An 11,959-nucleotide genomic window follows, 5' to 3' on the forward strand; every position below is an offset into this window, starting at 1 on the left:
TGCCGCCCGGTACCGCAGCACGGGCGCATGTACCATCGATGCATGGTTTCCATGGAAACCCGCATTCTGTTGCCGGATTGAATGCGAAAAGCGCGCGGCTTCTCACATCAGCCGATCAATGGCAGGGAAAACCGTAGGAGTGGCGAACGTCGTGTGCGGTGTCGTGCAGCACTGCGGAATTCGCGAGACCGGCGCCGAAAACCAGGAATCCGCCGATCAGAAGGGCGAGGATACCGGCGGTGATGCGGTCGTTGAGGGAGAGCGGGATGCTCGAAACTGTAGACGTAGCCATGACAACCTCCGTGATGGCGCGTGGGAAACTTCCCACCAAATGGGCACCATGCCCTTTATCAACCGGCAGGTTTCCTGGCTCGCGGCGTCAGGTGCTTGCACCAAGTGAACCTGTCTCGCCTTCCCAAGGTGCGGGCCAGGCCCGCCGCCGCAGTGGCTTTTGCCGGATTAACCGGCATGACAAATTCCGACCGCTCTACAGTCGCGGGGTCGGCCGTGATTGAGATGCCCAGCATGGGTCCATCCGTCACGTTCCCATTTACTCCCCGGAAACGTTCGCTTCCAAGGGAACCAATTGATCGACGATGATTATGATGTCGCCCTGCTCATGTCAATTCGAGGTTACGACGTGCGATGCCGCTTTGCCGTCACCATTTGCGCAAGTTCGCTTGCACATGTATCTTTCCAGGTTAAGCGCAAATTACACGGTGTACGGCTATTTGTTGTGAAATAGCACTGAATAGTTGATTGTATTGCGGATTACATTTCGCGTTTTTGTGAGGCAATATTTCTTTAGGAACCTTGCGGCAGAATGCCGCGCACGTCCGTATGGAAAGAATCATTCATAGAGAAAACAATGAAGGCGGCGAGGTCCGAACAGGAATTTCAGAATATTCTTCGGAGACTGGAGCTCGCGCTTGACGCCTCCCGGATCGGCGTATGGGAACACGATACGCAGAAGGATGAGGTCGTCTGGGACAAGCAGATGCACCTGCTCTATGGAACCGGCAGGACAAACAAGCGCGTCAAGGCGGCGTTCTGGATCAAGGCGGTCCATCCGGATGACCGGGAGCAGGCCGAGGCGGATTTCAACTATGCCATCAAGAGCAAAGGCAACTACTCGTCAGAGTATCGCATTGTTCTACCGGACGGTAAAGTTCGCTATCTCCGCTCCAGGGCGCATTGCTTCGAGCAAGACGGAAATATCACCTTCATCGGCGTGGAATGGGACGTGACGGCGGATGTGCTGCTCAATCGGGAACTGCAGCGGCAGAAGGCCATTGCCGAAAAACGCGCAGTTGAGCTTGAGGCGAGCGCCCGGAGGATCGAATACGCGGCCGAACACGACTACCTGACCGGGCTGCCGAACCGTAGCTTCTTCGATCGCAGATTAGGGGAACTTTCAGAGGATGCCGGGCTGGAAAAGCTCGCCATCCTTCATATCGGCCTCGACCGGTTCAAGCAGATCAACGACACGGCCGGGCATTCGGTGGGCGATGATGTCCTGAAATCGATCGCCGGCCGGATTGTTGCCACATTGCCGAATAACGCCTTCGTCGCCCGCATAGGCGGCGACGAATTTGCGGTTCTTGTTGCAAACTTCAACTCCGTCGAAGACTTGAAGACGGTTGCCGAACGGCTGGCGCAGCAATTGAAGCAATCGATATGGCACAATGACGAAGTGCTGCGCACCGGTGCCTCGATCGGCCTGGCTTCCGCCACCGGTAGAAATATCACCAGCCTGCTTGCGGAAGCCGATATCGCCCTTCATCGCGCCAAGAAACTTGGCCGGGGCAGGGTGGAGGTGTTCTCGGCGCACCTCAAGGCGCAGCTCAACAACGAGCGCCGCGTTGCCAAGCAATTTGCGCGCGGCCTGGAGAAGGGAGAGTTTGTTCCCTTTTACCAAGCGCAGGTCGATGCGCGGACACGCCGCATCGTCGGCTTAGAGGCTTTGGCGCGGTGGCGCCATCCGAAACGCGGGGTTCTGTTGCCGGGCGAATTCATCGATGTCGCGGGAAATCTCGGCATGCTGGATGATCTGGATGCCGCAATCCTGCAGGCGGCGTTGAAGGATCGCCGTGCCTGGATGCGGCACGGCCTGCGCGTTCCACGGATCGCGGTGAATGTTTCGGCAGCACGGCTGTCCGATCCGCTTTTGATCGACGAGTTGCAGCAACTGGATGTCGAGCCGGATACGCTGTCATTCGAACTGCTCGAGACGATCTTTCTCGACGAAAGCGAGGAAGGCGTACTTTCCAATGTCGCCGCGCTGAAGAATATGGGCATTGACATCGAGATCGATGATTTCGGCTCGGGCCATGCCTCGATCATCGGGCTGATGAAGGTGAAGCCGCGGCGACTGAAGATCGACCGGCGGCTGGTGTTTCCGATCACCACCTCGCGCGAGCAGAAGCGTCTGTTGCGCTCGATCGTCGATATCGCCAAAGCGCTAGACATCGAAGTGGTGGCCGAAGGGGTCGAGACGCCGGAGCATGCCAGGCTTCTGACGCGCCTGGGCTGCGATGTCCTGCAGGGTTATGCGATCGCCTATCCCGTCTCGGGGGCTGAGATACTGGCGCGGCTCATGGAAACACAGAACGCCGCGCTTGCCGTCCAGCTTTGACGGGTTTTCTGCAACGGTATCCAAGAGGCGAGCAGATGCCCTGCGCGCGGCGTCCGTTCGCGCTATTGCGTTCCCGGGCCGATCGCGCCGATGGAGCAGAACGAGTTGCCTCATATCAGAGCTGGTATCTGGATGAGATCAGCGCCGGGCGAGTTGGCGGCAGGGTTCTCATGGCAGCGCGGTTCATGGCAGCCGTCCGCGAACCTCCGTGACCTGGTACGACCATTTGGGCGCGGTTGGTTCCACGCCGTAGCGGTTGGGGAAGGTGAAGAAGGTTTCGAAGCTCTGGCTCTGGCCCGCGGGAATGCGCGCCAGAATGAGGGCGGTGTCCTTACCGAGCGTCCTGCACTGGTTATCCGGGCAATCGTCAAGCGTCACAGACAGCCTGAAATAGTCGAGATTGAAGCTACTTTTGTTGACCGCCGTGCCGGTCGCACGATAGCTCGTGTCCGGCTGGTTGCGCGTGAACGCCAGTCCTTCAACGGAGATATCCTGCGGCGTCGGCGCCGGTTGCGTCTGCTGTCTGTTCGGATTGCTCTCCGTGTTGGGAGAGTTGCCGCCTTCATTGATCCAGATGATGAAGGCGATGATCAACCCGCCCGCAACCATCAAACTCAATACCGGCTCGGCAAATCGCCGGAAGCGCGACGAACGTGTCGCGAAATAGACAATCAAAATGCCTGCAAGCGCAGGAAATATCCAAATCATCAAAGTCCTCCCGCTCTTTATATAGGCGGGGCGTTGACGCGAGGGAAGCGGGGCGCGACGTCGGGCGGCGATTGCAATGCGAGGCGGAACAAAGTGCGCCCCAACCCGTTTTCCGTCTGTCGTTCCGACGCTTCAAATCACGGAAAAGGAGGAAACCAATGGCACAGAAAGCCCTGGAAGACCTGTTCTACGACCTGCTCAAGGACGTCTACTATGCCGAACGCAAGATTCTGAAGGCCTTGCCGAAAATGGCCAAGGGCGCCCAGAACCCCAAGCTGAAGGCAGCGTTTGAAAAACATCGCGACGAAACCGAAGGCCAGATCGAACGTTTGCAGCAGGTGTTCGAAATTTTCGGCAAGCGCGCAGTCAGCAAGAACTGCCCGGCGATCGACGGCTTGATCGAAGAAGGCGAGGAAGTTCTCGAAGACTTCAGGAATTCACCGGCGCTCGATGCCGGCCTGCTGGCGGCGGCACAGGCCGTCGAACATTATGAAATCGCCCGCTATGGGGCGCTGAGGACGTGGGCAACGATGCTCGGTCTCAAGGATGCGGTCAAGCTGCTCGATGAAACGCTGCAACAGGAAGGCAAGACTGATCACGACCTGACGGCATTGGCGGAAGCCTCGATCAATGCGATGGCTCTCAAGAAGGCCGCATAATAACATTCCATCAAAATGGCCGGATTTACACCCGGCCATTTTGCTATTTCAGGCTGATCCAATAGGATCCTCTGAAGGGCACCGCGGCAAACCGGATATAACGCTGGTCAGCGCGCAACTTAAAAGACCGCGTCTTGGAAAGGCGCGGTCTTTGGAAGTGGCGTCGGCCGACCAGTCGGCAGAGCCGTTTTATCCGTGATTGATCATCACGTGGCGGACGGCCGTGTAATCCTCCAGCGCATAGATCGACATGTCCTTGCCATAGCCGGACTGCTTGACGCCGCCATGCGGCATTTCATTGGTCAGCATGAAGTGGGTGTTGATCCAGGTGCAGCCATATTGCAGGCGAGATGCCGCCTTCATGGCCTTGGAGATATCCTTGGTCCAAACGGAGGAGGCGAGGCCATAGTCGCTGTCGTTTGCCCAGGCGACGGCCTGATCGTTGTCGGTGAAGCGGGTGACAGAGACGACAGGGCCGAAGACCTCCCGCCGGACGATCTCGTCTTCCTGGGTAGCACCGGCAACGACGGTCGGCTGGAAGAAGAAGCCGTCCTTGCTGCCGAGGTTGCCACCTGTGGTAATCTCGATGTGCTTCTGGTCGCTCGCGCGCTCGACGAAGCTTGCCACCCGGTCGCGCTGGCGCTTGGAAATCAGCGGGCCGATCTCGTTTTCGGTGTCGTCGGCGCGATTGTAGCGGATGGTCGAGACGGCGGCGGTGAGGTCGGCGACCAGCTTGTCGTAGATGCCGTCCTGGGCGTAGATGCGGCAGGCCGCGGTGCAGTCCTGGCCGGCATTGTAGTAGCCGAAGGTGCGGATGCCACCCACGACGGCCTCGAGGTCGGCGTCGTCATAGACGATGACCGGGGCCTTGCCGCCGAGTTCGAGATGGGTGCGCTTGACGGTCTTGGCAGCCGCCTGCAACACCTTTTTGCCCGTGGCGATATCGCCGGTGATCGACACCATGCCGATCTTCGGATGGTTGATCAGCGTGTTGCCCACCGTTTCGCCGCGCCCGAGGATGACGTTGACGACGCCTTCCGGCAGGATATCGGCGAGCAGCCGCGCCATCTTCAGCGCCGTCAGCGGTGTCTGTTCCGACGGCTTGAAAACCACCGTGTTGCCGCCCGCGATCGCGGGCGCAAGCTTCCAGGCCATCATCATCAACGGATAGTTCCACGGCGCGATGGAGCCGACGACGCCGATCGGATCGCGGCGGATCATCGAGGTGTGGCCGGGCAGGTATTCGCCGGCGACAGTGGCATGCAGCGAACGGATGGCGCCCGCAAAGAAGCGCCAGCAATCGATGATGGCCGGCAGTTCGTCATTGCGCACGGCATTGATCGGCTTGCCGCAGTTCAGCGCCTCGAGGGCGGCAAAGGCGTCGGCATCCTTTTCGATCGCATCGGCGATCTTCAGGAGGTAGGCGGAGCGTTCGGCGGGCGTCGTCATCGACCAGCTGGAAAAGGCCTTTTCGGCCGCGTCGACTGCCCTTTCGATCTGCGACTGCGAGGCTTCGGCGAGGTCGATGATCTTGGCGCCGGTGCGCGGATTGAGGATCAATTCCTCCGCTTCGGTTCCGGCCTCGAATGTCGATCCGATCAGCAATTGTGTATCCATGTCCGTTCTCCCTTGTTTGCTGACGTCTGTTTCTGTCGGAAAACCGGTGTCCGCTTTTCCGAAACGGACGCGTGATTATTTACCGGCGCCGGCGATCTGGTCGCCGTCGCGCGTGAGGTAGTAGGCCGCCAGGATCGGCAGGAACGTCACCAGCATCACCACCATGGCGACGACATTGGTGACAGGCCTCTGGCGCGGGCGGATGAGTTCTTCGAGCATCCAGATCGGCAGCGTCGATTGCTGGCCGCCGGTAAATGTGGTGACGATGACCTCGTCGAAGGACAGCGCGAAGGCGAGCATGCCGCCGGCCAGAAGCGCCGTGCCGATGTTCGGCAGGATGACGTGGCGGAAGGTCTGGAAGCCGTCGGCGCCGAGATCCATCGAGGCTTCGATCAGCGAACCGGAGACGCGGCGGAAGCGGGCGACCGCGTTGTTGTAGACGACCACGATGCAGAAGGTCGCATGGCCGAGCACGATGGTCCAGAAGGAGAACGGGATATCGGCAAACGAGAATGCCGAGCGCAGCGCGATGCCGGTGATGATGCCGGGAAGGGCGATCGGCAGGATGACGAGCAGCGATATGGCTTCCCGGCCGAAGAAGCGCGTCTGGCTGACAGCGGCCGCGCAGAGCGTGCCGAGGACGAGGGCGACCGCCGTCGCAATCGTTGCGACCTTGACCGACAGGGTGAGTGCTGCCCAGACGTCTGGCCGGTCCCAGGTCACGGCGAACCATTGCAGCGTCAGGCCCGGCGGCGGAAACTGATAGCTCTTTTCCTCCGTGGTGAAGGCATAGAGGAAGATCAGGAGGATCGGGATGTGCAGGAAGGCGAGCCCGCCGATAGCGGCAGCCTTCACACCGAGCGGCGCTGCGTTGGAGCGGTCAGAGCGCATCGAAGGCCCCCATGCGTTTGGCCATGAAGAGATAGAGGCCCATGATGACGATCGGCACGACGGTGAACGCGGCGGCGAGCGGTATGTTGCCGGCCGTACCCTGTTGCGCATAGACGGCCTGGCCGATGAACAGCCGCGACGAGCCGATGATCTGCGGAATGATGTAATCGCCGAGCGTCAGCGAAAAGGTGAAGATCGAGCCCGCGACGATGCCCGGCAGCGCAAGCGGGAAGAGCACGTAGCGGAAAGTCTGCTGTGGCGTGCCGCCGAGATCGGAGGAGGCCTCGATCAGGTTGGCAGGCACACGCTCAAGGGCTGCCTGGATCGGCAGGATCATGAAAGGCATCCAGACATAGACGAAGACGAGGAAGGTGCCTGTATAGCTGACCGAAAGCGAATTGCCGCCGATGACGGGAAGCGAAAGCCAGCCGTCGAGCAGCCAGAGCAGGTTGAGCTTGGTGAAGGCCCAGGTGAGGATGCCTTCCTTGGCAAGGATCAGCTTCCAGGCGTAGATCTTGACGAGGTAGCTCGACCACAGCGGCAGCATGACGCCGAGGTAGAAGACGGCCTTCCATTTGCCCCTGGCGTAACGGGCAGCGTAATAGGCGATCGGGAAAGCGATCAGTGCCGAAAACAGCGTCACCGTGGCAGCCATCAGCACCGTGCGGACGATGATGTCGAAGTTCGCATCCGAGAGCAGCTGCTTGTAGGTCGCAAGCGTGAACTCGTAGTTGATCAGCCCGGAGAAATCATCGATCGAGAAGAAGCTCTGCAGCAAGAGTGCAAACAGCGAGCCGAGATAGATGATGCCGAGCCAGAGCAGCGGCGGGCCGAGCAGGATCGTCAGGAGCACATGCGGATGTTTCCAGAGAAAATCCGAGAGGCTTCCCGTCAGGCCGGGCCTGTTCGGCAGGATCGTTTGCGTGGCGACGGCGCTCATGCAGCCTCCATCAGATGAAGGTCGTTGCGCGAGAAGGCGAGCTGAACCTCAGAGCCGATATCAGGCATGGGCATGGCGGCGGGGCTGGCAACGATGATCTTCTCGCCATTGCAATCGACGCTGATGCGATTGACGGCTCCGAGGAAACTGCGCGCCGTCACCCGGCCGGGCAGGGTGAGCTGTTCGGCCCAGGAGGTGCCGATGGCGATGGCTTCCGGCCGCAGGCTGGCCGCCGTTGCCGGCACCCCGAGCCTTGCGCAGGTTGCGCTGGAGAGAATATTCGATGAGCCGACGAAATCGGCGACGAAGCGGGTCTGCGGCCGCTTGTAGATATCTTCGGGCGTGCCGAGCTGCTGGATCCTGCCGTCGTTGAAAACGGCGATGCGGTCGGCCATGGACAGGGCCTCGCCCTGGTCATGGGTGACGAAGACGAAGGTGATGCCGAGCGATTTCTGCAGGCTTTTCAGTTCCTCCTGCATCTGCTCGCGCAGCTTGAGGTCAAGCGCGCCGAGGGGTTCGTCGAGCAACAGCACCTTCGGCTTGTTGACGAGGGCGCGGGCGAGCGCGACGCGCTGGCGCTGGCCGCCGGAGAGCTGGCCCGGCCGGCGCTCGCCGTAGCCCGGCAGCTTGACCATGGCGAGCGCGTCTTCGGCTGCCTTGCGGCGTTCCTGCCTGCCGATGCCCTTGACCATCAGGCCATAGGCGACATTGTCGAGGATGGAGAGGTGCGGAAAGAGCGCATAGTCCTGAAATACGGTATTGACGCTGCGGCGATAGGGCGGCACACCCTCGGCTGTCTCGCCGAAAATCTCTATATGGCCGCCGGTCGGCTGCTCGAAACCGGCCATCAGCCTGAGGCATGTGGTCTTGCCGGAACCGGACGGGCCGAGCATCGCGAAGAATTCGCCCGCCGCGATTTCAAGGTCGACCGCATCGACGGCCTTGACGGTGCCAAAATGGCGGGAGACGTTTTCGAACAGGACGGCGGCGGTCATGGGAGACTCCGAATGTTGTGCATACGACATCGCTTCCGCGCTCCTTGATCGGGTGCGGAGCTCGCGGTGATCTCCCCCCTTGAGGGGGAGATGTCGGCGTCGCCGACAGAGGGGGGTAAGCCCGCTCCGCATATGAGGAGAGTGTACCCCCTCTGTCACTTCGTGACATCTCCCCCTCAAGGGGGGAGATTAATTCCGTGGTTGCCGCTTACCGGCCGCCGATGACGCCGATGTAGTCCGATACCCAGCGATGATAGGGCACGCACTCGCTCTGGCTCTGGCATTTGGAAACCGGCGTCTTCCAGAACTTGATCTTCTCGAAGTCGTTGTAGCCATTGGCGGCGCACCCTTCGTCGGTCAGCAGTTCGTTGCCCTTGCAGGCAGCGGGAACCGAGGGAACGGTGCCGAACCAGGCCGAGACGTCGCCCTGAACCTTGGGTGACAGCGAGTGTTCCATCCACATATAGGCGCAGTTGGGATGTTCGCTATCGGCATGCAGCATGGTCGTATCAGCCCATCCGGTCGTGCCTTCTTCCGGGAAGACCGAAGCGATCGGCTGTTTTTCGGCCTTTAGGAGGTTGACCTGGAAAGGCCAGGAGCCTGAAGCCACGACACCTTCGTTCTTGAAGTCGTCGATCTGGATCATCGCATCGTGCCAGTAGCGGTTCGCCAGCGTGCGCTGGACGCGCAGGAGATCGAGGGCGGCCTTGTACTGGTCTTCATTCAGTTCGTAGGGGTCCTTGATGCCGAGTTCCTTCTTGTGGAACATCAGGTAGTTGGCAGCGTCCGCCACATGGATCGCGCCGTCGTAGGCCTGGACGCGGCCCTTGTTGGACTTGCCGTCCGGCAGGGTCATCTCTTCGAACACGACCTTCCAGCTCTTCGGCGCTTCGCCCTTGAAGGCCTCGGTGTTGTACATCAGCACGTTCGGGCCCCAGACATAGGGTGTGCCGTAGTGGGTGCCGTTGACCGTGTGCCAGGGGGCGTTCTGAAGGCGCTCGTCGATGGTCGACCAGCTCGGGATGAGGGCGGTGTTGATCGGCTGGACGCGCTTGCCGGCAACGAGGCGGAGCGATGCATCGCCCGAGGCGGTGACGAGGTCGAATCCGCCTTCATTCATCAGCGCGACCATTTCGTCCGAGGTCGCGGCCGTCTTGACGCTGACCTTGCAGCCGGTGTCCTTTTCGAAGCCGGTGACCCAATCATAGGCCTTGTCGGTCTCACCGCGCTCGATGTAGCCGGCCCAGGCGACGATCGACAGTTCGCCTTCGCCCTTGCCGAGTTCCTTCAGCGGTTCCTGAGCAACAGCATGGGTGGCGAAAGCGAGCGAAAGGGTGAGCGCGGTGCAGGATTTCAGAATCTGCTTCATCTTCAGTCTCCCGGTTTGGTCCGTGTTTCACGGTTCTGTTCCCAGAAGAAAAGGTGCCTCCATTTTGCCGCTTTCGCAAATTCATTAATCAGAATGTTGCTATCGGTTTTCCCGATATCGATCGACTTTACCGGGACCTGCCACTGCGCAAGGCCTCTGCAACCCCGATGAAGTCCTTTGCCGATTGCGGCAACCCTGAGCCCTTGCGCCAGACCATGCCGACCTGGACGACGGGGAGAGCGCCGGAGACGTCCCGGCTTTCGATCCGGTCGCCTTCCAGAGACCAGGGCCGGTAGACGAGATCGGGCAGGAGCGCGATGCCGGCGCCGGTGGCGACCAGGCTGCGCACGGCCTCGACGGAGCGGGTGCGAAAGGCGACATGCGGGCGAGCGCCAAGCGCGGTCAAAAGCTTGCCGGTGTTCTCCTCGATTTCGTCGACCGTCAGCATGATCAACGGCTCTTTGGCGATATCGGCAACGGAGATGATATCCGCCGAGACCAGCGGATGGCCGAGCGGCAGCCAGAGACGGTAAGCCGAGGTCTCGATGATTTCTGCCTGCAACGCCATGCGGTCGCGCAGGTTGGAGATGACCATGACCGCGACATCAAGCTCGCCGCCGACCAAGAGATGTTCGAGATAGGAGCCATTGTCTTCGATGGCACTCACCTCGACCTCCGGGCAGGCGCGGCGATAGCGGGCGAGAAGATCGGAAAGGACGTAACCGGCCACGAGCGAGGTGACGCCAAGATTGAGCTTGCCGCCGGTGCGCTCAACCCGCTCCTGTGAAAACGAGCGGCGGGCATCCGAGACGCCGGCCAGGATCTTGGTCGCATGGCGCAGGAACTGGTGGCCGTTATGGGTGATATGCAGACCGCGCGGGTGGCGCTCGAACAGTTCGACGCTCAGGTCCGTCTCCAACTCCTTGATGGCTTCGGTGATCGAGGATTGCGAAATCGAAAGGTTCTGCGCCGCCCGGGTGATGGAGCCCTGTTCGGCGACGGCGACGAAATACTGGAGCTGACGGAGTGTGAAGGCCATGGTCTAGCTAACACGGGCGGAGGGGGGAGTGGCAAGGTGGAATTAGGTGCGACAACGGTCTTTGGTGGCAACGTCACTGACACGAGAAGCGATCCAATATGCCGGTTTCCGGATAGCGCGACCAATGTGTTTTGATAGGTTACCGAGAGCAGGAGAAAATGGTGGATACGATGCAGCCAAAGCCTTTCCCCTCTGAACCCGGCATTCTCGCCTTCCACAAACGCTGCGAGGAGTTTTATCCGGCCGATGGCGTCGATGTGCTGATCGAGCAGCAGCGCAGATGGTACGACGCGCTCTGCGCCGAATTCGATGCGCCGTCGCCGGAAGGACTCACGCGGCAAGACGAACTGGTTGGCGGCCGGATTCCCGTGCGCCGCTACAGACCGGTGGAAATCGCCACGCAAACGCGGATTCTCTACATCCATGGCGGCGGTTGCGTGGTCGGGTCGCTCGAAAGCCACGATGCCATCTGCGCGGAGATTGCGCATGCGGCGAAGGCCGAACTGGTATCCGTCGACTACCGGCTTGCGCCGGAACATGTCTGGCCGGCCGCCTTCGACGACTGTTTCGAGGTGCTGACCTGGCTGCTTGCCGATGGCCGGCCGCTGGTCGTCGCGGGCGACAGCGCCGGTGGCAATCTGGCGGCGGGGATTGCACTGAAAGCCAAGGCGGAGGCTGTTGGCGGTATCGTCGGGCAGGTGCTGATCTATCCGGGGCTCGGTGGTGACCTGAAGTCGGGCTCCTATGCAGAAATGGCCGAGGCGCCGGGCCTGTCGACGGCGGATGTCCGCCACTATCGGGACGTGCTGAAGGCGCCACCGGAGAATGCCTTTGCTCATCCGCTAAAAGCCGACGACCTCTCCGGGTTGCCGTCGGCCTATATTACCTCGGCGCATTTTGATCCCTTGCGCGACGACGCCGCGGTCTATGCTGAGCGCCTGTTCGCCGCCGGTGTGAATGTGACCTATCGCGACGAGCCGCAGATGATCCATGCGTGGATGCGCGCCCGTTTTATGAGTGAGGGCGCGCAGGAAGGTTTCCGTCAGATTTGCCTCGGAGTCCGTGGTTTCGTCGGAACGCTTTAGTTCTTGGTTTCATGCCTGTCG

The 11,959-nt window shown here is 60.7% G+C and carries 11 protein-coding genes and 1 riboswitch; of the genes, 3 read left to right on the forward strand and 8 right to left on the reverse strand.

From position 1 onward, the window contains the following. Positions 1-115 precede the first annotated feature (115 nt). Complete coding sequence (locus ACSQ2W_RS14545; protein WP_113005357.1) at positions 116-292, reverse strand: CbtB domain-containing protein; 177 nt, start codon at positions 290-292, stop codon at positions 116-118. A gap of 47 nt (positions 293-339) precedes the next feature. Continuing rightward, positions 340-602, reverse strand: a riboswitch (cobalamin riboswitch). Between the two features lie 266 nt (positions 603-868). Here ACSQ2W_RS14545 and ACSQ2W_RS14550 point away from each other — a divergent pair. Further along, complete coding sequence (locus ACSQ2W_RS14550) at positions 869-2,635, forward strand: bifunctional diguanylate cyclase/phosphodiesterase (RefSeq protein WP_436086885.1); 1,767 nt, start codon at positions 869-871, stop codon at positions 2,633-2,635. Positions 2,636-2,818: 183 nt separating this feature from the next. Here ACSQ2W_RS14550 and ACSQ2W_RS14555 read toward each other — a convergent pair whose 3' ends face one another. Beyond that, positions 2,819-3,343: a hypothetical protein gene (locus tag ACSQ2W_RS14555; protein WP_436086886.1), complete on the reverse strand. Its 525-nt coding sequence runs from the start codon at positions 3,341-3,343 to the stop codon at positions 2,819-2,821. Positions 3,344-3,501: 158 nt separating this feature from the next. On the opposite strand from ACSQ2W_RS14555, the gene ACSQ2W_RS14560 reads away from it, so the two are divergent. After that, positions 3,502-4,002, forward strand: a complete 501-nt coding sequence (locus ACSQ2W_RS14560; RefSeq protein ID WP_436086887.1) for a ferritin-like domain-containing protein — start codon at positions 3,502-3,504, stop codon at positions 4,000-4,002. A gap of 189 nt (positions 4,003-4,191) precedes the next feature. On the opposite strand, the gene ACSQ2W_RS14565 is transcribed toward ACSQ2W_RS14560, so the two are convergent. From ACSQ2W_RS14565 to ACSQ2W_RS14590, 6 genes are all read right to left on the reverse strand, one after another. Further along, positions 4,192-5,619 carry a gamma-aminobutyraldehyde dehydrogenase gene (locus ACSQ2W_RS14565; protein WP_436086888.1) on the reverse strand — a complete coding sequence of 476 codons (1,428 nt, stop codon included), beginning with the start codon at positions 5,617-5,619 and terminating at the stop codon, positions 4,192-4,194. Positions 5,620-5,694: 75 nt separating this feature from the next. After that, positions 5,695-6,510, reverse strand: a complete 816-nt coding sequence (locus ACSQ2W_RS14570; RefSeq protein ID WP_436086889.1) for an ABC transporter permease — start codon at positions 6,508-6,510, stop codon at positions 5,695-5,697. Continuing rightward, a complete protein-coding gene (locus tag ACSQ2W_RS14575; RefSeq protein WP_436086890.1) occupies positions 6,500-7,450 on the reverse strand; it encodes an ABC transporter permease in 951 nt (316 codons plus the stop codon). Before ACSQ2W_RS14575 ends, ACSQ2W_RS14570 begins: the two co-directional genes overlap by 11 nt. Continuing rightward, positions 7,447-8,445, reverse strand: a complete 999-nt coding sequence (locus ACSQ2W_RS14580) for an ABC transporter ATP-binding protein (RefSeq protein WP_436086891.1) — start codon at positions 8,443-8,445, stop codon at positions 7,447-7,449. The genes ACSQ2W_RS14575 and ACSQ2W_RS14580 overlap by 4 nt, the downstream gene beginning before the upstream one ends. A gap of 208 nt (positions 8,446-8,653) precedes the next feature. Next, positions 8,654-9,814, reverse strand: a complete 1,161-nt coding sequence (locus ACSQ2W_RS14585; RefSeq protein WP_436086892.1) for an ABC transporter substrate-binding protein — start codon at positions 9,812-9,814, stop codon at positions 8,654-8,656. 127 nt (positions 9,815-9,941) lie between these two features. Further along, the gene (locus tag ACSQ2W_RS14590; RefSeq protein ID WP_436086893.1) at positions 9,942-10,853 is read right to left on the reverse strand and encodes a LysR family transcriptional regulator; all 912 of its coding nucleotides are present in this window, start codon (positions 10,851-10,853) and stop codon (positions 9,942-9,944) included. 170 nt (positions 10,854-11,023) lie between these two features. Here ACSQ2W_RS14590 and ACSQ2W_RS14595 point away from each other — a divergent pair, with 170 nt between their 5' ends. Beyond that, complete coding sequence (locus ACSQ2W_RS14595) at positions 11,024-11,938, forward strand: alpha/beta hydrolase (protein ID WP_436087791.1); 915 nt, start codon at positions 11,024-11,026, stop codon at positions 11,936-11,938. Positions 11,939-11,959 lie beyond the last annotated feature (21 nt).

Origin of the sequence: Pararhizobium sp. LjRoot255 (genome assembly GCF_964252905.1) — a bacterium.
In the GTDB taxonomy this organism is placed as follows: Bacteria; Pseudomonadota; Alphaproteobacteria; order Rhizobiales; family Rhizobiaceae; genus Pararhizobium.